Annotated in this window: 27 protein-coding genes and 1 other RNA gene; 23 read left to right on the forward strand and 5 right to left on the reverse strand. The window is 39.1% G+C overall.

Going from position 1 to position 24,052, the window contains the following annotated elements:
• Nucleotide 1: 1 nt before the first annotated feature.
• Complete coding sequence (gene pspF / locus ACOB80_RS02805; RefSeq protein WP_473164280.1) at nucleotides 2-1,105, reverse strand: phage shock protein operon transcriptional activator; 1,104 nt, start codon at nucleotides 1,103-1,105, stop codon at nucleotides 2-4.
• Nucleotides 1,106-1,295: 190 nt separating this feature from the next.
• Between pspF and pspA the strand changes: the two genes are divergently transcribed.
• From pspA to ffs, 11 genes are all read left to right on the forward strand, one after another.
• Nucleotides 1,296-1,976: a phage shock protein PspA gene (gene pspA, locus ACOB80_RS02810; RefSeq protein WP_473164281.1), complete on the forward strand. Its 681-nt coding sequence runs from the start codon at nucleotides 1,296-1,298 to the stop codon at nucleotides 1,974-1,976.
• Between the two features lie 56 nt (nucleotides 1,977-2,032).
• Entirely contained in the window at nucleotides 2,033-2,245 is a 213-nt protein-coding gene (gene pspB / locus ACOB80_RS02815; RefSeq protein WP_473164782.1) for an envelope stress response membrane protein PspB, read from the forward strand.
• Nucleotides 2,242-2,679: an envelope stress response membrane protein PspC gene (gene pspC / locus ACOB80_RS02820; RefSeq protein ID WP_473164282.1), complete on the forward strand. Its 438-nt coding sequence runs from the start codon at nucleotides 2,242-2,244 to the stop codon at nucleotides 2,677-2,679. Before pspB ends, pspC begins: the two co-directional genes overlap by 4 nt.
• Nucleotides 2,680-2,932: 253 nt before the next feature.
• Nucleotides 2,933-4,363: a YcjX family GTP-binding protein gene (locus tag ACOB80_RS02825; RefSeq protein ID WP_473164283.1), complete on the forward strand. Its 1,431-nt coding sequence runs from the start codon at nucleotides 2,933-2,935 to the stop codon at nucleotides 4,361-4,363.
• Entirely contained in the window at nucleotides 4,360-5,385 is a 1,026-nt protein-coding gene (locus tag ACOB80_RS02830) for a YcjF family protein (protein ID WP_473164284.1), read from the forward strand. Before ACOB80_RS02825 ends, ACOB80_RS02830 begins: the two co-directional genes overlap by 4 nt.
• A gap of 233 nt (nucleotides 5,386-5,618) precedes the next feature.
• Nucleotides 5,619-6,440, forward strand: a complete 822-nt coding sequence (gene phhA / locus ACOB80_RS02835) for a phenylalanine 4-monooxygenase (RefSeq protein WP_473164285.1) — start codon at nucleotides 5,619-5,621, stop codon at nucleotides 6,438-6,440.
• Nucleotides 6,441-6,452: 12 nt separating this feature from the next.
• On the forward strand, nucleotides 6,453-6,791 hold the full coding sequence (locus ACOB80_RS02840) for a 4a-hydroxytetrahydrobiopterin dehydratase (protein WP_473164286.1): 339 nt from the start codon (nucleotides 6,453-6,455) through the stop codon (nucleotides 6,789-6,791).
• A gap of 155 nt (nucleotides 6,792-6,946) precedes the next feature.
• On the forward strand, nucleotides 6,947-8,497 hold the full coding sequence (tyrR, locus tag ACOB80_RS02845) for a transcriptional regulator TyrR (RefSeq protein ID WP_473164287.1): 1,551 nt from the start codon (nucleotides 6,947-6,949) through the stop codon (nucleotides 8,495-8,497).
• A gap of 141 nt (nucleotides 8,498-8,638) precedes the next feature.
• Nucleotides 8,639-9,277 (forward strand): maleylacetoacetate isomerase, encoded by a 639-nt coding sequence (maiA, locus tag ACOB80_RS02850; protein ID WP_473164288.1) that lies wholly within the window; start codon nucleotides 8,639-8,641, stop codon nucleotides 9,275-9,277.
• 135 nt (nucleotides 9,278-9,412) lie between these two features.
• Nucleotides 9,413-10,276 carry a DUF3014 domain-containing protein gene (locus tag ACOB80_RS02855; RefSeq protein WP_473164289.1) on the forward strand — a complete coding sequence of 288 codons (864 nt, stop codon included), beginning with the start codon at nucleotides 9,413-9,415 and terminating at the stop codon, nucleotides 10,274-10,276.
• Nucleotides 10,277-10,412: 136 nt separating this feature from the next.
• Nucleotides 10,413-10,509: signal recognition particle sRNA small type (ffs, locus tag ACOB80_RS02860), an RNA gene on the forward strand.
• 79 nt (nucleotides 10,510-10,588) lie between these two features.
• Here ffs and ACOB80_RS02865 read toward each other — a convergent pair.
• The 3 genes from ACOB80_RS02865 to ACOB80_RS02875 form a co-directional block, all read right to left on the reverse strand.
• On the reverse strand, nucleotides 10,589-10,852 hold the full coding sequence (locus ACOB80_RS02865) for a late competence development ComFB family protein (protein ID WP_473164290.1): 264 nt from the start codon (nucleotides 10,850-10,852) through the stop codon (nucleotides 10,589-10,591).
• Nucleotides 10,853-10,936: 84 nt separating this feature from the next.
• The gene (locus ACOB80_RS02870; protein ID WP_473164291.1) at nucleotides 10,937-11,563 is read right to left on the reverse strand and encodes a primosomal replication protein; all 627 of its coding nucleotides are present in this window, start codon (nucleotides 11,561-11,563) and stop codon (nucleotides 10,937-10,939) included.
• Between the two features lie 5 nt (nucleotides 11,564-11,568).
• Entirely contained in the window at nucleotides 11,569-12,342 is a 774-nt protein-coding gene (locus ACOB80_RS02875) for a TSUP family transporter (RefSeq protein ID WP_473164292.1), read from the reverse strand.
• A gap of 693 nt (nucleotides 12,343-13,035) precedes the next feature.
• Between ACOB80_RS02875 and ACOB80_RS02880 the strand changes: the two genes are divergently transcribed.
• From ACOB80_RS02880 to ACOB80_RS02930, 11 genes are all read left to right on the forward strand, one after another.
• The gene (locus ACOB80_RS02880) at nucleotides 13,036-13,815 is read left to right on the forward strand and encodes a DUF3450 domain-containing protein (protein ID WP_473164293.1); all 780 of its coding nucleotides are present in this window, start codon (nucleotides 13,036-13,038) and stop codon (nucleotides 13,813-13,815) included.
• Nucleotides 13,815-15,164 (forward strand): MotA/TolQ/ExbB proton channel family protein, encoded by a 1,350-nt coding sequence (locus tag ACOB80_RS02885; protein WP_473164294.1) that lies wholly within the window; start codon nucleotides 13,815-13,817, stop codon nucleotides 15,162-15,164. Before ACOB80_RS02880 ends, ACOB80_RS02885 begins: the two co-directional genes overlap by 1 nt.
• Nucleotides 15,164-15,688, forward strand: coding sequence for a MotA/TolQ/ExbB proton channel family protein (locus ACOB80_RS02890; protein WP_473164295.1), 525 nt, complete (start codon nucleotides 15,164-15,166; stop codon nucleotides 15,686-15,688). Before ACOB80_RS02885 ends, ACOB80_RS02890 begins: the two co-directional genes overlap by 1 nt.
• Before the next feature lie 12 nt (nucleotides 15,689-15,700).
• Nucleotides 15,701-16,102 (forward strand): ExbD/TolR family protein, encoded by a 402-nt coding sequence (locus ACOB80_RS02895; protein WP_473164296.1) that lies wholly within the window; start codon nucleotides 15,701-15,703, stop codon nucleotides 16,100-16,102.
• Between the two features lie 2 nt (nucleotides 16,103-16,104).
• Entirely contained in the window at nucleotides 16,105-16,719 is a 615-nt protein-coding gene (locus tag ACOB80_RS02900) for an energy transducer TonB (RefSeq protein ID WP_473164297.1), read from the forward strand.
• Nucleotides 16,720-16,724: 5 nt separating this feature from the next.
• Nucleotides 16,725-17,981 (forward strand): tetratricopeptide repeat protein, encoded by a 1,257-nt coding sequence (locus ACOB80_RS02905; RefSeq protein ID WP_473164298.1) that lies wholly within the window; start codon nucleotides 16,725-16,727, stop codon nucleotides 17,979-17,981.
• A 167-nt stretch (nucleotides 17,982-18,148) separates the two neighbouring features.
• A complete protein-coding gene (locus ACOB80_RS02910; RefSeq protein WP_473164299.1) occupies nucleotides 18,149-18,274 on the forward strand; it encodes a hypothetical protein in 126 nt (41 codons plus the stop codon).
• Nucleotides 18,275-18,300: 26 nt separating this feature from the next.
• On the forward strand, nucleotides 18,301-18,690 hold the full coding sequence (locus ACOB80_RS02915) for a response regulator (RefSeq protein ID WP_473164300.1): 390 nt from the start codon (nucleotides 18,301-18,303) through the stop codon (nucleotides 18,688-18,690).
• Between the two features lie 50 nt (nucleotides 18,691-18,740).
• The gene (apt, locus tag ACOB80_RS02920) at nucleotides 18,741-19,286 is read left to right on the forward strand and encodes an adenine phosphoribosyltransferase (protein WP_473164301.1); all 546 of its coding nucleotides are present in this window, start codon (nucleotides 18,741-18,743) and stop codon (nucleotides 19,284-19,286) included.
• Between the two features lie 9 nt (nucleotides 19,287-19,295).
• Entirely contained in the window at nucleotides 19,296-21,500 is a 2,205-nt protein-coding gene (gene dnaX / locus ACOB80_RS02925) for a DNA polymerase III subunit gamma/tau (RefSeq protein ID WP_473164302.1), read from the forward strand.
• A 60-nt stretch (nucleotides 21,501-21,560) separates the two neighbouring features.
• On the forward strand, nucleotides 21,561-21,890 hold the full coding sequence (locus ACOB80_RS02930) for a YbaB/EbfC family nucleoid-associated protein (RefSeq protein ID WP_473164783.1): 330 nt from the start codon (nucleotides 21,561-21,563) through the stop codon (nucleotides 21,888-21,890).
• 72 nt (nucleotides 21,891-21,962) lie between these two features.
• On the opposite strand, the gene ACOB80_RS02935 is transcribed toward ACOB80_RS02930, so the two are convergent.
• Nucleotides 21,963-22,730: a hypothetical protein gene (locus tag ACOB80_RS02935; protein WP_473164303.1), complete on the reverse strand. Its 768-nt coding sequence runs from the start codon at nucleotides 22,728-22,730 to the stop codon at nucleotides 21,963-21,965.
• Nucleotides 22,731-23,044: 314 nt separating this feature from the next.
• On the opposite strand from ACOB80_RS02935, the gene cysB reads away from it, so the two are divergent.
• Entirely contained in the window at nucleotides 23,045-24,019 is a 975-nt protein-coding gene (gene cysB / locus ACOB80_RS02940) for an HTH-type transcriptional regulator CysB (protein WP_473164304.1), read from the forward strand.
• Nucleotides 24,020-24,052 lie beyond the last annotated feature (33 nt).

Consider the following 24,052-nt stretch of genomic DNA (forward strand, 5'->3'; position numbering starts at 1 on the left):
GTTAATCTTCAACGTTTTGACTATCTAGCAAATTATACTTTTTCAAATAACCTCTTAATTGATGGTAGGTTAGTTCAAGTGCATCCGCTGTTTTCTTTTGATTATACTGGCAATTTTTTAACGCTGCTTGAATTAAATCAACTTCGTAGTCTTGAGACAATGATTTTAAGTTTACAGGGAAAGAAGGTTTAATTTCAGGCTTCACTAATGGTTCATTGCTTTGAATCGTAGATAGTTCAGCGCTTTCTACATTTGCAACTGGCTGTACAACAGGTGCTGGCGCAGCAACTCTGTCTTGTGTCTTAACACGTTTAGTTGGCCTATATGGAGATTCAAATGGGTCTATCACGAGTTCGTGAACGGGCAGGTGCGGATTATTGCAGCGATAAACACTTCGCTCGACAACGTTTTTAAGTTCACGAATATTTCCAGGCCAATGATAATCTAACATGGCACGTTTTGCTTTTTCCGTAAATCCGCTAAAAAGCTCAAATTCTAATTCTCGCGCCATATTTATCGCGAAGTGTTCTGCTAGCATTAAAATGTCTTCCACCCGTTCGCGAAGAGGTGGCAAGGTAATAACATCAAAGGCTAACCTATCTAACAAATCTGCTCTAAATTCACCCGCGTCCGCCATCGACGGTAAATCTTCATTGGTCGCAGCGACTAGTCTTGCGTTGGTTTTTATCGTGCGAGAACCACCTACACGTTCAAATTCACCATATTCAACCACTCTTAATAGTTTTTCTTGAATTAAGCCGGAGGTATTTGCAATTTCATCGAGAAATAATGTGCCTTTATCTGCACGCTCAAAGCGACCTTCATGGCGTTTGTTAGCGCCTGTAAATGCGCCACTTTCGTACCCAAACAATTCACTTTCTAATAAGTTTTCATTTAACGCAGCACAGTTCAGCTTCAAGTAATTTTGATCCCAGCGTTTAGATAAGTAATGTAATCGCGCGGCGACCAGCTCTTTACCAGTACCTCGCTCCCCAATAATTAACACTGGCTTGCTAAGGGGAGCAATTTGAGAAATTTGTTCCAATACCTCTAAAAAACTATTAGATTGGCCGATCAAATTATCTTGTTGATTGAATCTGGACATCGTTATCCTAATTATTAGTATAATTCGCTAACAAATAGTGTATTTTATTAAGCGAGCGCTGAAAAGATTTTTTTGAATATTTAATAAATTATTTAAAAACAGTAAGTTAAAAACAAAAATAAACTTGGCGTAAATTGTGAATACAACTTAAGCAGACCACAATTTTCTTTTAGAGTGAGGAAGTAAAAACATGGGTATTTTTTCAAGATTTACAGATATTATTAATTCAAATATCAATAGCTTGCTTGATAAAGCCGAAGATCCCGAAAAAATGGTACGCCTGATTATTCAGGAAATGGAAGATACCTTAGTCGAAGTACGCTCATCATCTGCGAAAACGTTAGCCGACAAAAAGGAATTAACGCGCCAAGCTGAGAAATTTGAACAAGACGCTGTTCAGTGGCAGGAAAAAGCTGAACTGGCATTAAGTAAAGGAAGAGAAGATTTAGCACGCGCAGCTTTAGTTGAAAAGAAAAAGAGCGCTGAAAGTGCAGAATCTATTAAAGACGAGTTGAATCATGTAGATGATCACTTAGGAAAGTTACAAGATGAAATCTCGCAACTACAGGAAAAATTAGCTGACGCAAAAGCTCGCCAAAAAGCGATCATCATGCGTGAAAAAACAGCTAGCTCGCGTTTGAAAGTTAAACGTAACATTGATAGTGATAGAGTGAATGATGCACTAAGTCGATTTGACCGTTACGAACGCAAGATTGATGACATTGAAGCGCAAGTAGAATCATACGATATGGGCAGTAAGTCCTTGGCTGACGAAATTGCTGAATTGGAAAACGATGAAAACGTAGATGATGAATTAGCGCAATTAAAGGCTAAAATCAGCGGTAAAGATAAATCTGCAAAGTCAGAGTAAGTTTGTCGTTTTATTCCAGAGTTTAGCAAAGGAGGAGTATCGTGGAAGAAGTCATCATGGCACCAGTGATCATCTTTATGATCTTAGTTGCACCAATTTGGTTAATATTACATTACCGTAGTAAGCGACAAATCAGCCAAGGTTTGTCAGAAGAAGAATACAATCAGCTTTCAGAACTGTCTGAATTGGCAGATAAAATGGCAGACAGAATTAAAACTTTGGAGGCTATATTAGACGCTGAAACGCCTGACTGGAGGAATAAAGTATGAACAAACGCCGCGGGGAGTTATTTCGAATCCCGAGTAAAGGGAAGTTAGCGGGTGTTTGTGCAGGTGTAGCCGACTATTTCGGCTGGGAAACTTGGTTAGTAAGAATTCTTATTGTATCAGGTGTGCTTTTAGGAATGGGCTGGTTTATTGTTATCTATATTGCAGCTTGGTTTATACTTGATAAAAAGCCAGCGCCAGATAGAACGGAAAGTAAACAGTTTAATGCCGGTACGTTAAACAAAGAGGTGCAAGATGCATTGTCCTCTAAACCAATCAAGGTTAAGTCACGTATTTGGCAGGCAGGGAAACCACCTAAACAGGCGTTTCATGAAATTAGTAATAAGTTCAATACACTTGAACAAGAATTACAGAAAATAGAAAGATACGTCACTTCTCCTGAATTTACCGTATCGCGGGAAATCAGCAGACTATAAGGAAAAGCGGCATAAGCCGCTTTTTTTACATCTTAGGCTTTCGCTTTAGCGGCAAAACTGACAATGAGGTTAGCTTTGTTTATCACATCGTGTTGAACCAGAACCTATTTAATTTGAATGAAAATTAAACGCTGAAGGTTAATAGGTACCAGTTAAATCGAAAAATAGTAAATTCAATTAATATAAGCACTTAATTTTGGCTGTGTTTCTCGCTAACATGTCAAAATAGCTTTTCAAGTAGTGAAATTGAGTAATGGCAATACTGGAAAAAGAAACCTTATCTAAAATTAAAGACAAGGCAAAAGATCTTAAAAATCGCGCAATCGACCAACATGTTAACCTTGCGGTAACGGGGCTAAGTCGTAGCGGTAAAACGGCGTTTATCACTTCCTTTGTTAATCAATTACTTCATCACGACAATGGTGCCCAACTTGACTTCTTTGATGCCAGTTCACAAAAAAGGTTAATAGGTACTAAACGTGTTCCGCAGCAGCATTTACATATTCCACGCTTTGAGTATGAAAAAGCGATAGAACAGTTATCCAGTGAGTCACCTGCATGGCCTATTCCAACCTCTGGGATAAGTGAAATTAGATTAGCCATTCGTTATCAGCCAAAACAATCACTCCTTAAATATGCGACAGACAGTGCAACTTTGTTTGTTGATATCACTGATTATCCAGGCGAATGGCTCCTTGATTTACCTATGTTAAATCAGACCTATGAAGAGTGGAGTCGCTATACGTCTGCTTTATTTCGTCAAGCACCGAGAAACGAACTAAGTAAAGAATTTTTTGAGCAAGTGAGTAAGCTTCAACCTTTTGAAAGCGCTGATGAAGAATTGCTCGCGGAGATCGCAGAGAGTTACACCAAGCTATTGCATCAATGCAGAAATGACCTTGGCTTAAGCGTCATTCAACCTGGGCGCTTTATTTTACCTGGCGAGTTATCAGGTGCGCCAATCTTACAGTTCTTCCCATTTACTAGCTTCGATGACATTGACGAAGATGAATATCAAAATGCGAGCGACAACAGCTGTATTGGTATGCTGAGAGCGCGCTTTGTTGAATATAAAGAGCGTGTTATTAAGAAGTTCTATCAAGAGCATTTTGTTAAGTTTGACAGACAAATTATTCTTGCCGACTGTTTAACGCCCTTGAATAAAGGTAAATACGCCTTTGATGATTTACAACATGCCATTACTTTGATTACCGAAAGCTTTAATTACGGAAAATCAAATCTACTAAAGCGCTTGTTTTCACCTAAAATTGATAAATTGCTTTTCGCTGCGACAAAGGTCGATCATATAACGCCTGATCAACACGGTAACCTTCAGTTATTGTTAGAGCAACTAATGTATCCAATAAAACAACGGGTGAACTTCGAGTCCGTCAATATGGAGTCGTTGGTGATGGCATCAATAAGAGCAACAAAAGCTGGAAAAAGTGATTATAAAGGACAAGAAATTCAAGTTATTCAAGGAAAAAGGCTCGCCAGTGATAAAGTTGTTACGCTTTACCCAGGGAGCGTTCCTGATAGCCTGCCTGATGAAGCGTTTTGGCAACAGCGCCCCTTTGACTTTATAGATTTTGCGCCGCAAGCCATGAGTAACCCTCATGACGCGCTTATGCATATTCGCATGGATCAAGCTTTGGAGTTTTTGTTGGGAGATAAATTAAAATGACCTTAGAAAATAAAGAATTCAAACAACAAATTCTATTCGAAGAATTAGACACGAAAACTGATGAAGACAATGCCAATGCATTAGTTAGCCAAGTTATTGTTGATGATAGTGCCTTTACCGAAGTAGATGAATTAGTCGATACCGAGGTTGTTGATGAAGGTATTGAAAAAAGCAAATCGTCGTGGACTTGGAAAATTATTGGAACTCTCGTCGCGGTACTTACTGCTATTGAGTTGGTGCAGTTTTTCATCGAAGGCTTTCAAAGTGAGCCGATTATTGCAGCTTTGTATGCTTCACTATTAGCAGCATTTGTCGCTGCTACGGCTTCTTTCGCATGGCGTGAATTGCGAGGATTAAGTTCATTAAAAAAACGTAATAGATTAAGGGAGCAGGCTAGAAGCGCGCTTCAGGATAAACCAGCTAAAGCAGTTGATACACTTTGTGACGATATCTATCAATTACTGCCGATTGACCTGCCGATAGAAGAGCAAGGCAAATGGTCCGCTGGAATTCCAGATACTTTAAACGACAAAGAGATAGTGACTTTGTTTTCTAAGCAAGTGTTATCTCAAGTCGATGACTTAGCGTTGGAAAAAGTCAGTAAACACTCGGCAGAATCTGTGGTGTTGGTAGCACTAAGTCCATTAGCTTTTGTCGATATGTTGATTGTTTTTTGGCGTAACATGAAAATGATTAACGAAATATCTAACCTCTATGGTTTAAGATTAAGCTATTGGTCACGCATCCGATTGATCAAACAGGTATTTAAAAATATGGTTTTAACGGGAGCGACCGAACTGATCGCCGATTTAGGCACCGATATTATAGGCGCCGATTTACTTGGAAAACTTTCGGCTCGATTAGCACAAGGTTTAGGAGCGGGCATGCTAACAGCTCGCTTAGGGTTACAGACTATGTATATGTGCCGCCCAATCCCTTTTGACAATCAAAATGCGCCTAAAGTTAAACAACTTCGCGGAAAAGTTGTTGAGCAAGTAAAGAATTTGGCTAACAAAAAGTAAATACTTTCAATGTGCTATGAATCTTCTGTACTTTATTCTTTACGAAAATTTAAAGTGTATAAAAAATGTCCGAATTTTGTTTGGTGATTTTTCATTAGCGACTATCTTAAGATGTAGCCAACTAATCAGATACGGTTAATTGTAATTTTTACCTTAAAAATTGTTGTGTCGATACAATCGCAAACTAATAACCTAGCAATTAACGCGTATCTGAAATTTTTAAAGGATACATCATGGCAAAAGCAACTAAGTATGTTTCCAGAACACCTGATGAAAATGGCAATATCGCGTGGAGCGATGAAGAAAATGGTGTTTGGAAAGATCTGATTGAACGACAGCTTTCTTACATAAAAGAGACGGCTTGTGACGAATATATTTTAGGATTAGACAAGCTAAACTTACCAACTGACCGTATTCCGCAGCTGAATGAAGTTAGCGAAGTCTTAATGAAAGAAACGGGTTGGCAGTGTTGGCCTGTTCCTGCCTTAATAGGGTTTGGCGAATTTTTCCGTTTGCTGTCAGAGCGCAAATTTCCCGTCGCTACTTTTATTCGAACTCGTGAAGAATTCGACTATCTGCAAGAGCCTGACATCTTTCATGAAATATTTGGCCATTGTCCACTGCTTACGAACCCTTCATTCGCTAGTTATACCGAAGCCTATGGAAAAATGGGCCTAAATGCCACTAAAGAGCAGCGTGTATTTTTAGCGCGTCTTTACTGGTTTACTGTCGAGTTTGGCTTATTGGATACGCCAAAAGGACTTAAGGTATACGGTGGGGGCATCATTTCGTCGCCAAGCGAAACTGTTTACGCCTTAAATGATGAAAATGTTGAACGTAAGCCATTGTCAGCAGATAACATCCTTGATGTATTAAGAACACCATACCGTATCGACATCTTACAGCCCATCTACTATATGTTAAATAAAGTAAGTGACTTAGACGAGATAAGAAAATACGAAATTGAAGAAATTTTTGACTTTGTTGAGCAAGCGAAAGAGTTAGGCTTATTTGAAGCAAAGTTTCCACCGAAAGATTCAAAATTAGCAAGTTAAGGTAAAAATAAAATGAGCGCAGAATTATCAATAGCAAAATGTGAAGCGTGTCACGCTGATGCACCTAAAGTTACTGACGAAGAGTTACAGACATTCATGTCTCAGTTACCTGATTGGGTTCCTGAGGTTAGAGACGGTGTCATGATGTTAGAGAGAGAGTTTAAGTTCAAAAACTACAAACTAGCATGGGAATTTGCTAACAAAGTTTCAACATTAGCTGAAGAAGAATTTCATCATCCAGCCATTTTATTGGAGTGGGGTAAGGTTACCGTAACTTGGTGGACACATGCTATCGGTGGCTTACATAAAAACGACTTTATTTGTGCCGCCAAAACTGACGCCTTACTGTAGCAACTACTTCTATCTTTACTCGCGTTAACAGTTAACGATTTATTGCTAACGAAAAAGATTGTTACAAAGCAAATGAAGCCTCCTTTCTTAGGGGGCTTTTTTTTGATGTAAAATTTAGTTTACAATAGCAATATGTAAAGTAAGAGAAGAGTTTTATGCGTTTAGAGATTGGTTGTCACGACCGAGTCGGCATTGCACAAGATGTATTGCAGATTTTTGTTGAAAGAAGTATTGATCTGCGTGGCATTGAATTAAAGCAACCAGGCAAAATTTTTATCAATATTCCTGATTTGGAGTTTTCCGAACTACAAGACTTCATGCCTCAACTCCGATTAATTGAAGGTGTTGAAGATGTTAAAACAACTCCTTATATGCCATCTGAGCGTGAAAAGAATGAGCTTTCGACTCTTATCAAAACGTTTCCAGATCCGTTTCTCTCAATTGATGCAAAAGGCAATATTCGTATTGTTAATCACATCACTGCAAGTATTATTGGCTTACCTGAATCAGAAATTATTGGTCAACCAATTAGCCAATGGCTTAAAGGGTTTAACTTTAATCGTTGGCTAGATGGTGACGAGGTGCTGGCTCAAACACGTCGTATCAAGCTAATGGATGACGATTATGTTGCTGACGCACTTCCAATTCATGTTGCGGGTAATGAAGGAAGCTTAGTGTTAGCTGGTGCTGTTCTTATTTTAAAGTCTGAAGCAAGGCTTGGACAACAAATTAGCGCTTTTAAACAAACCAATGAAAATAACTTTTCAGGCATTCATGCAAGTAGTGGTGCAATGCGTAAAGTTATCAGAGAAGCAAAACGCATGGCGCTATTAGATTCTTCTATGCTCATTGTTGGTGAAACAGGCACTGGCAAAGAACTTGTTGCGCAAGCATGCCATGCCGCAAGTGATCGTGCGACAAAACCCTTTATGACACTAAACTGTGCGTCACTCCCAGATGAAGCTGCTGAAACAGAATTATTTGGAATAGGTACCGCAGAGTCGCCAAATAATAAAAAAGGTTTATTTGAACTTGCTGATGGTGGCACCATTTTCCTAGATGAAGTAGGGGAAATGTCACCTAAATTACAGACTAAGCTGTTGAGAGTTATCCAAGACGGTATATTCCGACGTGTAGATGATGAAAAAGAAATTACGGTTAATGTAAGAATCATCAGCTCTACTAATAATGATTTGTTAGCTATGGTTCAGCAAGGAAAGTTTAGGGAAGATTTATATTATCGCCTGAATGTTTTAGGTTTGAATATTCCTTCGCTTCGAGAACGACGCTCAGATATTATCCCGTTAGCTGAGTATTTTATTACTAAGTTTGGGCAGCAAAATGGTAAATCTGCGCTTTTCATGTCGGACGATTGCCGTGACTTTATCGAACATTACCCGTGGCCTGGAAACGTTCGACAGCTCGAGAATGTGCTATTGAGGGCTGTTTCATTATTGGAAAGTAATGTCATTGAAACCTCGCACTTGCAGTTACCTGCCTATACCCGTGAGCATGGGTATTTGGAAGAAGAGTTTGATGGTACTTTAGATGAGGCTGTTAAAGCGTTCGAAGCTAACCTTCTTAGAAAATTATATCCTGCTTACCCTAGTACTAGGTTGCTTGCCAAGAAACTTGGGTTAAGTCACACAGCTATAGCTAATAAACTGCGTGAATATGACATTAACAAGAAAACGGTAAAAACCTAGTTAGTCAAAATTCGTAATAAGTAAATGCAGCGTAAAGAATTAAGCACAACCTTATATTCTTCAATTAAAAGCCCTAAGTTGTTAGGGCTTTTTCATTTCGTTAACATGTCGAAAACCAATCAATAATTAGAGCTTATCAATATGAAACTTTACGGATATTGGCGTTCGTCTGCTGCTTATCGTGTACGCATCGCTATGCACTTAAAAAGCATACCTTTTGAAAATTTAAGTGTGCACTTAGTTAAAAATGGTGGCGAACAGCACACACCAGATTATGTAGCCCTTAATCCTACACATTTAGTGCCGACACTGGTTGATGATGACCTTGTGTTAAATCAGTCGCTAGCCATATTGGAGTATATCGACGAAAAATTTCCATCTTGTCCGTTAGTTTTTGGCGACATAGAGCAGAGAGCGAAAATTAAAGCCTTTAGTTTTGATATCGCCTGTGAAATACATCCAGTTAATAATTTGCGTGTGCAGCAGTATTTAGTAAAAGAGCTAAATCAAACAGATGAAGCTAAGCTTGCATGGACACATCATTGGATGAAAACTGGTTTTGAAGCGATTGAAACTAAGCTTGCAAAACATGCTGGAAAGTTTTGCTTTGGTGATCAGGTGTCTTTAGCTGATATTTGTTTAATTCCTCAGGTTTACAATGCCAATCGATTTGGCCTTGATATGACGCCATTTCCAAATATTACGCGAATTGTTGAACATTGTAATTCACTTCCTGCTTTTCAATTGGCGCTACCTGAAAATCAGCCGGACGCGCAATAAATTATAAATTATGTGAAATAATTTGTTTCTAACGGCAATTGGCGCTTGCATCCAAACAGAAAAAGAGATGCAATAGTCATTAATTAATCTGGCTCAATCATTCTCGAGATGTAAAAGAAAATGGATCAGGAAAATATGTCAAATACGCAACAAACGCAGAAAACGCCTTGGGCAGTTATCGCTGTTATTATTGCGATCGTTTTAGCTGCAAGTGTATGGATATTAATGGGTGAAGAAGAACCGGAGCCAGAAGTGATAACTCCTGCTCCTGTGGTTGAAACAAAACCTGTGATTGAAGAGCCTGTAGAAGAAGAGATAATTGAAGAACCAACAATTGAACCTGAAGTTATCGAAGAACCTGTTGTAGAGCCAGTTGAACCAGAAGTCGTTTTGCCTACTTTGGCGGAAAGCGATGGCTGGTTAAAAGAAAAACTACCTAGTATTACATGGCGTAAAGAGTTATTGAAACTTGTTATTGACGATGACATGATCCGCCGCTTTGTTGTATTTACTGATAATTTTTCACAAGGCATGGTTGCTTATGAACATAGCCCTTTAGTCAAACCAGCGTCAGGCTTTACGGCTAAAGAAATCAATCAGGATGGTCAGGTAACGATTAAGTGGGATGAAATGTCTACCAGAAGGTTTAGCCTATATGTAGATTTACTGCGATCGTTGGACAGCGATGAGCTAGTGAACTGGTATTTTGAGTTAAAGCCTTTAATTGATGAAGCTTACCGTGAATTAGGTTATCCAGACGAAGATTTTACTGACATATTACAGGATGCCATGACTAAAGTACTGGATATGGAGATTCCAAAAGAGCGCCAAGAGTTAGTGCGACCGAGTGTTATGTATCAGTATAAAGATGAATATTATGAAAGCATGGACGATGCTGACAAACTAATGCTTCGACTAGGGAAGGAAAACTTGTTAGTGGTTAAATCTATCTTGCTAGAATTTAGTGAGAAACTTGCTCGAGAAAGAAACGAAGAATAATTGTTTCTGCTTTATTGTTAAACTTGGTGGATTATTGAGCGAACAAATTAGAATGACGAGCAAGTTCTTGCATGCAATGTCATTATTAGCGATAATCCACGCGCACTATCAATAGTGCTCATTTCTATGGTGACCCTTTCGGTCCCTTCGCAATGATACTCTGTGAACTCGGCCAGGTCCGGAAGGAAGCAACCGCAGCAGACGACTCATGTGCCGGAGTGTGGCTGTTAGGGTTGCCACCCAACACCTCTAGTTGCAAATGGCCAGTTAAATGACTGACCGTTTTATGTTTGTTCTTTGTAGCTAATAAATTTAATTATTATGTAACTTCATAAATTCAAGCGCTTTTGTGACTGCGTCTTTGACTTTAGATTCCATTTCAAATCGTTCTGAAGCGGGTAGATAAAAGGCCATGTCGACTTCGTGACGAATATACCTTGAAGGAAGTTGGTTAAGGACAACACAGGTTAAGTCAGCGATGAAATCAGCATCATACCTTTCTTCTAACTTTAATGTAGTAAACTGTTGAAGGACTAACTTTTCATAATAGTTATGAATGTCATCAGAAATTTTCATGATCGCTCCCTATAAAAATCATACAAACTAATGCTGACACACTTTTTACTAACGCGCTAGAATTTGTGTTGTTTTTATCAAATATTAGCGAGCGCTGGGTGCTTTTTTCTCAGCCATTTCAATCTGACGTTCTATTTTACTAATGGCTTGACGACAGCGCCCTAAGCGTTGATGGACAACAAGCACTTCTTGCTGTTTTGCCTGACGCTTAGCTTCGGAAGACGTGTTCAACGCTTGCTGTTTTTCTTCGAGCATTAGCAAAAGCCTTCTCTCAAATTCGTGAGTTTCAGCTAATTGTTGGTATAAATCATGTGTAGGCTGCAGTAGCGTTTGAGTATACTTTTTGTAGCGTTGCTTCTTTTCCTGCTTCGTGAAAAATTGTTCATGTTTTTTCTGCAGTTTAAAGCTAGCAAGTGCTGTAGAAAGTGCCGCGATTTGTTGCTCAATTTTTTCAATAGCTGCTTCGGCTGGCATTTTAGATTCATGACTTAGTAGGTTTGGTAACTTTGCAAAAAGGTTTTTAATTTCTACTACATACAGTGAGTATAGTTTTCCTTTGGTGGAAAATAACTGTAATGAAAAAAATCGGTGGTGCTCTTCTGTCAGTTGGCTTTGCGATTGTACTAAGCTATCTACTTGTTTGGCGTCTACTTCCAATTGGTCTATGACCGAGCCTAAGCGAGCTAATAGGCGTTTTGCTTGGATGCTCATATTGTCTAACCCCAAGCTTGCCAAGCCAAGTTAATGGACATGCCTATAACAATAATAATAAACATAGGTCGGATAAACTTCGCGCCAAACTTTATTGCCCAATGGGCTCCTACCCAAGCCCCGAGCATAATAAAAATGCCCATAGAAATACCGAGTAAAAAATTGACAGAGCCTAAGTAAATAAATGTCGCTAAGCTAGTGATGTTGCTCACAAAGTTTGTATTTCTTGATAAACCACAACTAAGCAATAGGTTGATTTTATATATAGCGCTTGTGGATGCAGTCCAAAAAGCACCTGTCCCTGGACCTGCAACGCCATCGTAAAATCCGAGAATAAATCCTTGGCCAGTTTGCTTAGCTTTTAATTTTGTACTTTCCTTGGGGAGTTCGCTGTCTTGGTAGACTGTGCTCTTAGCGAATAGTGTGTATACGGCCGTAAGCAAGATAAGCACTGGAAGCGCTTTTTCTAAGAATTCAATTGAAAGGTAGCCCACGACAATTGTGCCAATTACTGCGCCTATCGCCGTCGCAATAATAGAGAAGCGCCAAAAATAGGGATCAAATAGCTTTTTTCTATAAAAAGTCAATGAAGCGGTAAATGAGCCAAATGAAGCGGCTAGTTTATTTGTTCCTAAAGCAACATGAGGAGGAAGCCCAGCGGTTAGTAATGTTGGTACAGTAAGCATCCCCCCACCACCGGCTATTGCATCGATCAGTCCTGCCATAAAACCCACACTGCAAAGGGTAATCCATAGTTCTAGGTCTAAAATAGGCTCCATGTGGGGATAATTACTCGCAAGTGACTCAGTATGAATTTTAAGAGGCGAAATCATAGCATACTGGATCGGTTACGTTTAAATAAATAATTTACCTTAACGTAAACGAAAAAGCATAAGGTAGGCTATGTTTAACTGTTTCAATAAATACAGATGGTATCAATATAGATACAATTACGATAGGTGTAGTCAAAAATATATTAAATAAAGAAAACTAAAATTTAACTTCTGGTTCTGTATTCTAATTATGGTTCTTTGATATTAAAGTCTTAATAAATATGGGGTTAAAGTTTTATGGAACATGATTTTAAAGCTGGTTTAACATTTCGTTATCAAATTTTCTATTCAAAAAAATGACATTTAAATGTAATTAAATTTGACTTACTACGAATGAATTAGTAAAACATGTCAGGTCAATATTTAATACATGTTAAGAGGAAAGTTAACTTATAAATATGTTAAGAGCATTAGAACTATGTATGTCCTAGTGTTTCATAAAGCATATAAATATGAAAAATATTACTAATTTAACTTTCTTTTTAGTATGTCCAGTTGACATAAAGTATGTCGTCTGGGAATATTGCATGGTTTTATTCTAGAGAAATTAAAACTTGAATACTTTTAGATTAGCTTGAGACTTCTCTAAAAGTTAAATGAAATTTGTTATCTACTTTCAATAACAATTGGTTGGGAACTATGTCCATATTAAGCAAAAAAAGCCTTATCGCATCTACGATAGTCGGCTCACTAGCGTTAACAGCAAGCACATTTGCTTCAGCTGATAACTTAAAAGCGTTACAGCAAGCCGAACAAAAAATCTTCAAAGCGTCTGAAAAGTCGCAAGCTAAAATTGATAATATTTACGAACAAACTCTTGAGCTTTTAGCTGAGTATCGTAATACAGTGGACGAAGCAGAGATTCTAGCTCAGTACAATGACCACGTTCAGCGTCTAGTTGATAGTCAAAATGCAAATATTAAATCTTTGGAAGATCAAATTGCTGGTATTGATAAAACCAAGCAAGGTGTTGTTCCATTGATGTACAAAATGATTGATACATTAGCAAAATTCATTGAATTAGATGTGCCAATTAAAATCGAATCTCGTCGCGAGCGCGTTGAACGCTTACGTGACATTATGGACGATTCAAACGTACCTGTTGCAGAACAATTCCGTTTAGTTTTAGAAGCTTATGAAATCGAAGCAAACTACGGTACTGTATTTAATGCTTACACTGCAGAATTAGACCTTGGTGGTCAAAAAATTACAGCTGACTTCTTACACATGGGTCGTATCTCTTTCGTTGCACAGTCTCTTGATATGAAAAATGCTTGGGTTTGGAACAACGAATCTCGCTCTTGGGATAAGTTAGGTGACGAATACTTAAAGCCTATTCAAGACGGTATTCAAATGGCTCGTGGCCAGTTAACGAAAGACTTAACTAAACTTCCAGTATTTGCAGCAGGAGCTCAATAATGAAAAAAGTAATTAATTACGTATTGCTTGCTGCTTCTATGACAGCTGGCTTAACGGTAACTGCACAAGCTAACGATCTACAAAAGTTGCTTGAGCAAGTAAAAAATGACCGTATTTCTGAAGCTAAGTTAGATAAAAAGCGTGAAGCTGAATTTATGGCTGCACGTGCTGACAAACAAGCGCTTTTAAACAAAGCAAAAGCTATGCTTAAAAGAGAAAATGACCGTAGTGCACGTTTGAACAAAGAGTTTGCTCAAAACGAAATTACTATTGGTCAAAAAGAAGTTGAGCTAGACAATGCTCAAGGCGACCTAGGTGAAATGTTCGGTGTTAGCCGTGCAGCTGCCGCTGATGCTTACGGTATGATCGCAACTTCAATTGTAAGTGCACAATACCCAGGCCGTGGTGAGAAGCTTAACGCTATCGCAAACGCGACTAAAATTCCTGAATTAGAGCAACTAGAAGAATTATGGTTCGCTCTTCAAACTGAAATGACGCAATCTGGTGAAATTTCACAGTTCTCTGGCGAAGTAACAAACCTAGACGGTACTAAGTCTACGCAAACAATTACACGTATCGGTACGTTTAACCTTGTTTCTGCGGACGGTTACTTAAACTTCAATGACGAAGTTAACCAGGTTCAGCCGCTTGCTAAGCAACCAGCTGGCTTCATTGCAGATACAGCTAAAAACTTCTTTAACCTTACTTCAGGTTATACAGACCTTTACGTTGACCCTTCACGTGGCGGTTACTTAACACTTGAAACGCGTAAGAAGACACTAGAACAATTCTACCACCAAGGTGACACGGTTGGTTACGCAATCACTGTATTGTTAGTCATTGGTTTATTGATTGCTCTAGAGCGTTTCATTGTTCTTACATCTGTGAGTTCTAAGATTAAAGCACAGCAGAAGAACATGTCTCAACCTAACGAAAACAACCCACTTGGTCGTTTATTAGTTGTTTACAACGAGAATAAGAATGCTGACGCTGAAACGTTAGAACTTAAACTTGACGAAGCTATCCTTCGTGAAACACCTAAGATTGACCGTGGTATTAACCTAATTAAGATGTTCGCGGCAATTGCTCCGCTAATGGGTCTATTAGGTACAGTTATCGGTATGATCTTAACCTTCCAAACAATTACATTGCACGGTACAGGTGATCCGAAGATCATGGCTGGTAACATCTCTCTAGCGCTTGTAACTACAGCACTAGGTCTAATCGCTGCATTACCACTTATTCTTGCTCACAGTATCGCAGCAAGTCGTAGCAAATCTGTACTTCACAAATTAGACGAGCAAAGTGCTGGTTTAATTGCTGAAATCGCAGAGAAGGAGTCTAAGTAATGTTATTCCTGATGGAACTTATCGAATCTGTCAGGAGTTTTATTGCAACTGGCGGTAACGTTTTATACTTTGTCGCTGTTGCGCTCTTTTTAATGTGGATATTAATGATTGAGCGTTATTGGTTCTTGATGGCTGTTTACCCAAAACTTAGAGACGATATCGTTTCTAAGTGGGATGCCAGAACCGATACAACATCTTGGTATGCACATCGAATTAGAGATACATGGATCTCCGAAGCGGCAGAGTTACTCGAACGTAACATGTTAACGATTAAAACCTTAGTTGCTATGTGTCCACTAATTGGTCTTCTAGGAACAGTAACCGGTATGATTGCTGTTTTCGAAACAATGGCACAACAAGGCACAGGTAACCCGCGTTTGATGGCGTCTGGTATATCAATGGCAACAATTCCTACAATGGCAGGAATGGTAGCGGCATTATCAGGTGTATTCTTTAGTAGTCGTTTAGACGTGAAGGTTAAACTAGCAAAGGCTAAACTGATTGACAGTTTACCTCATCACTAGAGAGAGAGAATAATGGCCCGTAAACGTATTCGTGAAGAAGAAGAAGCGGTAATAGACATGACGCCAATGTTGGATATTGTCTTTATCATGCTTATTTTCTTCATCGTAACCACTTCTTTTATTAAAGAAGCTGGTATTGAGGTAATTAAACCTGAGGCAGCTAACCAATCTAAACAGAAAGCAGCTAACATCTTTATTGCTGTTAGAGACTCTGGTGAAGTTTGGATGGACAAAAAAGCTGTTGATGTTGAACGTATTGCTCCTAATCTAGAAAAGCTTTTAGCTGAACAACCGAGTGATGTCATTATCATTCAGGCTGACAAATCAGCTAAACATGGCGTTGTTATTAAAGTAATGGACGCTATTAAAGAAGCTGGTGTCGATCGTATTTCAATCGCGGCAGCTAGGGGGTAATTATGGTTCGATTTTTAGTATCAATACTACTTGGTGCAACGGTAACATTTGGTTTGTTTTCTTTTATGGCTTACTTGATTTCAGGTACTGACCGTAAAGAAGAAGAACAGCTAGATAATATTGTGATCGAGGTAAACACAACGCCACCTGAGTCAAAGGCTCAAACTAAGCAACGTGTTCCGCCTCCGCCACCACCGCCGCCAAAGCAGCCACCAAAACCTGTTGCTCCAGAACCTGACACTAGTGCAGATACTGGCGGAATATCGTTTAACATGCCGGGTGTAAACCTTGGTGGTGCTAACACAAACATGTCAGCGCCTGGTGCAGGATTTAGCCGAGATGGTGATGCGACTCCTATTGTTCGAATCACGCCTAAATATCCTGTTCAAGCAGCTCGTGACGGTATTGAAGGTTGGGTAAAACTATCTTTCACTATTAACGAAGCTGGTGGTGTTGAAGACGTAGAAGTTATTGATGCACAGCCAAAACGTATCTTTAACAAAGCGGCGAAGCGTGCACTTAAAAAGTGGAAGTACAAGCCGAAGATAGTTGATGGTAAAGCAGTTAGACGTACAGGTTTAACAGTTCAATTAGACTTTAATATGGATGGGAGTTAATCATTATGAATAAGATTACTAAATCTCTGATGTTAGTTGCATCCATCGCGTTAGTTCAGTTACCTACTGCTGAGTTTGTTCAAGCAGCAGAAGCAAAAGCTGAGAAAAAAGAAAAGCGTAAGACGCAATTAGTTGGTCCTTCAGTAGGTAAGAAAGTTGCTAAAGCTTTTGAACTTTATTCTGCTGACGATCTAAACGGCGCTTTACAAATTCTTTTAGATATTAACGCGAAGAAAGACTATGACCGTGCATACGTTGATATGTTCTTAGCTCGCTTATATGCGACTACTGGTGACGAAGAAAACGCGATTAAGTATCTTAAGACTGCGGTGGCTCCTGATATTTTGAATGAAAAAGATCAGGACGAATCAATGAAGCTTTTAGGTGACATGCAGATGCAAGTTAAAGCCTATAAAGATGCAATTGAAAGCTACAACAAGTGGATGGCGTTTTCTGGTAAATCAGACGGTGACGTTTGGGTTAAAATTACCAGCGCTTATTTCGAGTTGAAACAACTTGATAAGATGATTGAACCTGCGGACAAAGCAATTGCTGCTTACGGTGATAAGCACAATAAAAACCCGTACGTTCTTAAGCTTCAGTCTTACTACGAACGTAAGATGTTTAACGATGCTATTAAAGTACTAGAAACTGTATTGCCTCTATTCCCAGAAGAGCCTCTTTTCTGGACTCAGCTTGGTAACTTCTATCTTATGGTTGAAGATTACGAGCGTGGTTTGGCAATGTTGTCATTAGCTTATAAGCAGGGTTTCTTAACGAAAGAGAGTCAGCTTAAAACGTTAGCAAGTTTATATACTCAGCAAGATGCTCCGTTTAAAGGTGCTTCAATTTTGCAGAAGCACATTGATAGCGGTGATATTAAACGCGATGAGAAAAACATTGCTTCGTTAGCTAACGCTTATCATGCGGCACAAAACATTGATTTAGCTGCTAAGTACTATGCTGAACTTGCACAGTTAACAGGTGAAGCTAAGCACTACAGTAAAACTGGTGTGTTGCTTAAGCAAGACGAGCAGTTTAAGAAAGCTGTTGTAGCATTGGATAAGGCACTTGCTCTTAATGCTAAGAACCCAGGCCGTTTATACATGGCTATTGCTGAATCTTATTACTATTTAGGTGAATACAAAAAAGCGCATGATGCAATTCAAAACGCTATGAAAGATCCTAAAACGCGTAAGACAGCACGTACTTGGGTTAGCTACATCAAGAACAAAGCTCAACGTAAAGGCAAACCAATCTAATAAGTGTTTGACATACATGTTTAAAAACCAGCATTTATGCTGGTTTTTTTATGTCTGTTAGATTTCTGAATTGTTATAACTTTGATCTAGATCAAAAAAGTGCTGTCTAAATGGCCTATTTTTAGCTAGAATGCGCGCCGTTCATTTTGTAGTTTATTAGGAAGTTAATGATGTCACACAATGATAATTTTAAAGATAGCTCGTCTAAACGTCACTTATTCGGAGCGCTAGTAGCTTTAGTAGCTGCACCTTTATTACCTATGGTAATGGGTTGGTTTACTGTTTTAGGTTAATCTAAAACATTGGGATGATCGCTAATATGCGCATATTACTTGTTGAAGACAACGAAAAAACAGCATCAAGTCTTATTGAGTTGCTAGAAGGCCACGCTTACTCTGTAACTTGGCGTAAAAACGGGTTGTCTGGCTTGGAGCAGGCAAAAAATGCTTGTTATGATGTGTATATTATCGATCATCTAATGCCTTTGATGAATGGCTTTCAATTGACTAAAAACTTAAAGTCGAACCCACAAACAGAGAAGACTCCAGTTATATTTATTACGACAAAAGACATTCGCGAGGTGGAATCCTTACCAGAATCAGCGATTTTTGAACGAATTTTGTCTAAGCCGATAAATGCTGAACTGCTCATTGAACAATTAAACAAATCACTTCCAGAAAATTCAACTTCTTCTGCTATATCAAAATAATCGAAATTGCTTTATTCTTAGTTTTTTAAGAATACAATTTATTTTAATCGATGAGCAATAAAGAACTAACTATCATTTCAAACGCAGTTAAAGCTGTTCCTGATTACCCTAAAGCTGGCATTTTGTTTCGAGACGTCACTGGAATTTTAGAAAGTGCCGAAGCATTCACGCTAACCATTGAGCTTTTGAAAGAGAAATATAACAACCAGGGTTTTACTAAAATAGTTGGTACTGAAGCAAGAGGCTTTTTATTTGGTGCGCCATTAGCCGTTGCTATGGGGATAGGTTTTGTACCTGTAAGAAAACCCGGAAAGCTACCTAGAGAGACTTTTGCTCAAGATTACGAATTAGAGTACGGTACAGATACCCTTGAAATCCACTCTGACGCTTTAACAAGTGAAGATAAAGTACTTATTATCGATGATCTACTCGCTACCGGTGGCACAATAGAAGCGACGCTTAAATTAATCGAGCGCGTTGGTGCTCAAGCAACTGATGCGGCATTTGTTATTTCTTTACCTGATTTAGGTGGAGAAAAAAGGCTGACCGATTTGGGGCTATCAGTACACTCTTTAGTAGATTATGAAGGTGAATAGGAAATATTCATGAGCTATCAGGTACTTGCTAGGAAGTGGCGCCCAAAGAACTTTTCTGAGCTGATGGGACAAGAGCATGTGGTCTCAGTGCTGTCTAACGCATTGAATCAGCAGCGCTTACATCATGCGTACCTGTTTACTGGGACACGAGGTGTTGGTAAAACTACCATTGCTCGAATTTTTGCGAAAAGCTTAAACTGTGAGCAAGGTATCTCTGCAACTCCTTGTGGCAAGTGTGATACATGTCTTGACATCGATGCAGGTAGATACGTTGACTTGTTAGAAATAGACGCTGCATCTCGCACTAAAGTGGATGATACGCGCGAAATCTTGGACAATGTTCAATATGCGCCCACTAGAGGTCAATATAAAGTCTACTTAATAGACGAAGTCCATATGTTGTCTAAAAGTAGCTTTAACGCCTTGTTAAAGACCCTTGAAGAGCCACCAGAGCATGTAAAGTTTATTCTTGCGACCACGGATCCACAAAAGTTACCGGTTACTGTGCTCTCTCGCTGCTTACAATTTCATTTAAAGGCGCTTTCTGTTAAACAAATAGAAGACAAGCTGGCTGAAATTTTGTCTGCTGAATCGGTACAAATTGAACCGACAGCACTGACTTTACTGGCTAAAGCCGCTCGCGGTAGTATGCGTGATTCACTGAGTTTAACTGATCAAGCGATCGCTCAAGGACAAGGCAATATCACCGCCGCAAATTTACAGCAGATGTTGGGTGGGATAGATCGTAATTGGGTTTATAAAATACTCATTTTGTTGATCAAACAAGACAGTGCTAAATTAATGGAACTGTCTCTACAAATTGCCTCCTACGCGCCTAATTACAGTCGCCTAATGGCGGAGCTAATTCAGCTGTTACATCAAATTGCGTTAACACAAGTTGTTGGCACTCATTTTGACCTCCAGCCAGAACACAATACGTTGCTAGAAAAATTCTGTCAGTCGCTATCGCCGGAAGATGTTCAGTTATATTATCAAATTGTATTAAATGGCCGAAAAGACTTGCCTTATGCCGCTGACGAACAAGCTGCTTTTGATATGGTTTTGCTGCGTTTATTGGCTTTCCAGCCACAACGAAAAGCAAATACGCATGTAGCTGTCACTGAGTCGTCGGAGGCATCTTTGACAGACTTCGATGATGTTGAATTGCCGGTTACTTCGGTAGAGAAAGTACAAGTTAACGCTAGCCCTAATGCTGAGCAAACAATTGAGCCAATAGTTAAATCTACGATAGAACCTGAACCTATAGAAAGTCAGTCTTTATCGATTTTAGAGCAAGGGAATTCACTTAACCAGGTCGAAGACAATGATCTATCATTGGAAAATTCTGGCAGTAGTGATGTTGATGAAAGCGGGGAAAGTCATTATGAGGAAGCGTCAGACCAAGCCTCGTTGCTACATCAGGAAGTTGCGGAGTTAGAACAAAGTGCTGAAGCGTTAAAAGAGCAACAGCCTGCGATGTTCAGTGCAAGTAGCGCGCAACCACAACAGGTAACTAACCATCAAGCCTTTGAAAATAAAACTGAGCCTGAACAACAACCACCTGAACAACCAGTAATCGAGCCTTTACAGCCTGTAGAAGTTGAAAATACAGGTAATCCGGATATTAACCAAGTGCTTGCTAATCGCAATATGCTGAGAAGTCAAAAACAAGCATTGGAGAAAGACGGAAAAAAGTCTAGAGACGCGGAGCAGCGTCAAGAAAAAAAAGAAATTGTAAAAGAAAAGCCTAAAGATGTCCCAGAGTTAGATACACTGCCTGAGCAGCCTTTTGCCGAAGTGGAAATAGACCCTTCTGTAGTGAAAAAAGCTAATCAGGTCGATAAATGGGCAAATATTATTGATGCTATGGCGCTTAATGGTAGGTTACGTCAATTAGCACTAAATGCCACGCTAGGCCAAAGTGAAGATGAAGATCACTTTTTGTTGCTATTGAACCAGTCGACTAAGCATTTACGCTCAGAAAATGCCTTTAATCAACTGCAAGAGTTTGTGTCAGAGTATTTCGAGCGCCCAATGCGTGTGGAAATAAGAGTCGTTGAAGAAACTATTGACGATCCTGCGCAGATCCAAGGTAAAATAAACGAAAAGCGTTACGAATACGCACAAGAGCTGCTTGCACAGGATGAAATTGTCGTCGCATTACAGGACAAGTTTCAAGCAGAGTTATCGCCAGAGTCTATAGAAGCACTATAGAGGCTTGAATTTTACGTTGTTAGCCACTATCTTTGGCGACAACAGCTATTTGGAGTAAAGATTATGATGAAAGGTGGAATGGGCAACTTAATGAAGCAAGCCCAGCAAATGCAAGCCAAAATGCAGAAGATGCAAGAAGAGCTAGCAAATATGGAAGTAACTGGTGAAGCCGGAGCTGGCATGGTTAAGGTTGTAATGACTGGTAGTCATAGCGTTCGTCGTGTTGATATCGATGAGAGCTTAATGGAAGACGACAAAGAAATGGTAGAAGACTTAGTTGCCGCAGCATTTAACGATGCAGTGAGACGAGTAGAAGAACAAAACAAAGAAAAAATGGGTTCTTTGACGGGCGGCATGCAGATGCCTCCTGGTTTTAAAATGCCATTCTAGTTTCTTTGGAAATTATTGATCATAAAAAAAGCCCGAACACATGTTCGGGCTTTTTTATAGAGTAGCTGGTCATTACCACTTTTTCTTTGGTTGGAATAGTAAATCCAAATCATCCTCTTCCGCTTTCGCTTTTTTAGCTGCGTCTGCGGCGTTAGTGTTTTTAAGTGCGTTGGTTATAAGGTCAAGCTGTTCTTGTACTTCTTCACGCTTACTTCTTGAGTAATCAGATTGGATAGGGTGGTCTGTAAGCGTCTGTAATGCTTTTTCGTAATACTGGCGTGCAGAGCCTAACATTTCTTTATTATGTGCTTGTGTGCCGCGTTTTAGTAAACTCTCGACATTAATTTTTAGCTGCATACCATCAAGTTTTTGATCTTCTTGCATAAAGGTTTGAGCATCTAGTGCACCTTTAGATTGTTCTGATTTTAAAGTTGCCCTTAGTTTTTTAATTGTTTGCAGTATTACAACTAGTTGTTGTTCGTTGTCAGGTAATACAAAGGACTCTTCACCACCTCTAGATGCTGACATGTCTTTAGAGGCAGCTAAACGGGCTTCCATTTCATTAATGCGATTTTTAATACCTTTCATTTCAGGCATTATTTGCTGCATTTGTTTAGCGGCGTTTAAGCTTCTTCTATTTAAAATTTCAACGACTTGCGGGTTAGCAGGTAAGTGAGCAAGATTAATAATTAGTTCTTCGGTTTCATCTATAACCGCTTTCTGAACGGCGACTTTAGCACGCCTTTCTTGCTCCTGCTTTTCTTTATGTTGTTGAATTGCATTAACAATTACCACAACTACGATCAGCGCAATCACTAAACCGATAATAATTCCAATCATGTGCTTTACCCACCTAAGCGACTCTTATATAAGTCTAAAAACTAGCTAATATTGAACAGTCTACAAAAAATGTTCGCTCAAGCATAGTCCAAGATGATAACAAATTAAATTGGTAATCTGAGCGTAAATTAGATATTTTTAGTTTGACCGAGAAGGATTTAACTTTGTAACAAAAGTTTAAGCAGTAATATTCTTTCGAAAACGCAGCAGATGTCGATTTTTATGAATTAATTTTACGCAAGGTTCAACAAACCTATGGAATAAATTGTTATTTGGGTATATATTTTTTGCATAAGTAAAATAGAAAAAACATTATGAAGCTGCAACAACTCCGTTATATTGTCGAAGTACAAAACAATAATCTAAATGTTTCTGCCACCGCCGAGAGCCTATTTACATCTCAACCTGGGATTAGTAAACAAGTAAGAATGCTCGAAGACGAACTTGGCATTCAAATATTTGGACGCAGCGGTAAACACTTAACACATGTCACTTCCGCCGGAAAAGAAGTTATTAATATCGCAACGGAGATTTTATCTAAAGTCGAAGCAATCAAAGCGGTTGCAAGAGAGCACACGCAACCAGATGAAGGTAAGTTGCGTATTGCAACGACACACACGCAAGCCAGATACGCACTACCTGATGTGATCCAAGGGTTCATGCAAAAATATGCGAAAGTTTCTTTGCATATGTATCAGGGCACACCAGCGCAAATCAGTGATGCTGCAACAAAAGGTGATGCAGACTTTGCCATCGCTACTGAGTCATTTCACTTATACAACGATTTGATTATGTTGCCGTGCTATCACTGGAATCGCAGTATTATCGTTAGACCTGATCACCCGCTAGCAAACAAAAAAGAGTTAACGATTGAAGATGTTGCGAAATATTCACTTGTTACTTATGTGTTTGGTTTTACAGGGCGCTCTGAATTAGACGAAGCATTTAAATCTGCCGGAGTTGAGCCAAAAATTGCCTTTACCGCAACAGATGCCGACGTTATCAAAACTTACGTGCGTATGGGGGTTGGTATTGGTGTAATCGCAACAATGGCAATGGATAAGAACCTAGATAGTGATTTAGTGACCTTAGATGCGAGCCACTTGTTTAAAGCTAGTACTACCAAGATTGGCTTTAGGCGCGGTACTTTCTTACGTGGCTATATGTTTGATTTTATCGAACGATTTGCGCCACATTTAAATCGCGACATAGTCACCCGTGCGGTATTGATGAAAAACAATGCTGAAATAGACGAATTGTTTGCTGATATTCAGCTACCTGTTCGTTAGTACTCCTAGCGTATATTACAGAAAGAAGCCAAG

The sequence above is a fragment of the Thalassotalea coralli genome (assembly GCF_055786205.1).

What these genes read in the sequence shown, in the direction of transcription:
- pspB (WP_473164782.1), top strand. Translation starts at nt 2,033, where the DNA reads ATGGCACCAGTGATCATCTTTATGATCTTAGTTGCACCAATTTGGTTA.
- ACOB80_RS02890 (WP_473164295.1), top strand. Translation starts at nt 15,164, where the DNA reads ATGTTATTCCTGATGGAACTTATCGAATCTGTCAGGAGTTTTATTGCA.
- ACOB80_RS02830 (WP_473164284.1), top strand. Translation starts at nt 4,360, where the DNA reads ATGACCTTAGAAAATAAAGAATTCAAACAACAAATTCTATTCGAAGAA.
- pspA (WP_473164281.1), top strand. Translation starts at nt 1,296, where the DNA reads ATGGGTATTTTTTCAAGATTTACAGATATTATTAATTCAAATATCAAT.
- dnaX (WP_473164302.1), top strand. Translation starts at nt 19,296, where the DNA reads ATGAGCTATCAGGTACTTGCTAGGAAGTGGCGCCCAAAGAACTTTTCT.
- ACOB80_RS02870 (WP_473164291.1), bottom strand. Translation starts at nt 11,563, where the DNA reads ATGAGCATCCAAGCAAAACGCCTATTAGCTCGCTTAGGCTCGGTCATA.
- ACOB80_RS02910 (WP_473164299.1), top strand. Translation starts at nt 18,149, where the DNA reads ATGATGTCACACAATGATAATTTTAAAGATAGCTCGTCTAAACGTCAC.
- ACOB80_RS02875 (WP_473164292.1), bottom strand. Translation starts at nt 12,342, where the DNA reads ATGGAGCCTATTTTAGACCTAGAACTATGGATTACCCTTTGCAGTGTG.
- ACOB80_RS02905 (WP_473164298.1), top strand. Translation starts at nt 16,725, where the DNA reads ATGAATAAGATTACTAAATCTCTGATGTTAGTTGCATCCATCGCGTTA.
- pspC (WP_473164282.1), top strand. Translation starts at nt 2,242, where the DNA reads ATGAACAAACGCCGCGGGGAGTTATTTCGAATCCCGAGTAAAGGGAAG.
- ACOB80_RS02895 (WP_473164296.1), top strand. Translation starts at nt 15,701, where the DNA reads ATGGCCCGTAAACGTATTCGTGAAGAAGAAGAAGCGGTAATAGACATG.
- ACOB80_RS02885 (WP_473164294.1), top strand. Translation starts at nt 13,815, where the DNA reads ATGAAAAAAGTAATTAATTACGTATTGCTTGCTGCTTCTATGACAGCT.
- ACOB80_RS02880 (WP_473164293.1), top strand. Translation starts at nt 13,036, where the DNA reads ATGTCCATATTAAGCAAAAAAAGCCTTATCGCATCTACGATAGTCGGC.
- tyrR (WP_473164287.1), top strand. Translation starts at nt 6,947, where the DNA reads ATGCGTTTAGAGATTGGTTGTCACGACCGAGTCGGCATTGCACAAGAT.
- ACOB80_RS02855 (WP_473164289.1), top strand. Translation starts at nt 9,413, where the DNA reads ATGTCAAATACGCAACAAACGCAGAAAACGCCTTGGGCAGTTATCGCT.
- phhA (WP_473164285.1), top strand. Translation starts at nt 5,619, where the DNA reads ATGGCAAAAGCAACTAAGTATGTTTCCAGAACACCTGATGAAAATGGC.
- apt (WP_473164301.1), top strand. Translation starts at nt 18,741, where the DNA reads ATGAGCAATAAAGAACTAACTATCATTTCAAACGCAGTTAAAGCTGTT.
- pspF (WP_473164280.1), bottom strand. Translation starts at nt 1,105, where the DNA reads ATGTCCAGATTCAATCAACAAGATAATTTGATCGGCCAATCTAATAGT.
- ACOB80_RS02935 (WP_473164303.1), bottom strand. Translation starts at nt 22,730, where the DNA reads ATGATTGGAATTATTATCGGTTTAGTGATTGCGCTGATCGTAGTTGTG.
- maiA (WP_473164288.1), top strand. Translation starts at nt 8,639, where the DNA reads ATGAAACTTTACGGATATTGGCGTTCGTCTGCTGCTTATCGTGTACGC.
- cysB (WP_473164304.1), top strand. Translation starts at nt 23,045, where the DNA reads ATGAAGCTGCAACAACTCCGTTATATTGTCGAAGTACAAAACAATAAT.
- ACOB80_RS02915 (WP_473164300.1), top strand. Translation starts at nt 18,301, where the DNA reads ATGCGCATATTACTTGTTGAAGACAACGAAAAAACAGCATCAAGTCTT.
- ACOB80_RS02840 (WP_473164286.1), top strand. Translation starts at nt 6,453, where the DNA reads ATGAGCGCAGAATTATCAATAGCAAAATGTGAAGCGTGTCACGCTGAT.
- ACOB80_RS02825 (WP_473164283.1), top strand. Translation starts at nt 2,933, where the DNA reads ATGGCAATACTGGAAAAAGAAACCTTATCTAAAATTAAAGACAAGGCA.
- ACOB80_RS02865 (WP_473164290.1), bottom strand. Translation starts at nt 10,852, where the DNA reads ATGAAAATTTCTGATGACATTCATAACTATTATGAAAAGTTAGTCCTT.
- ACOB80_RS02900 (WP_473164297.1), top strand. Translation starts at nt 16,105, where the DNA reads ATGGTTCGATTTTTAGTATCAATACTACTTGGTGCAACGGTAACATTT.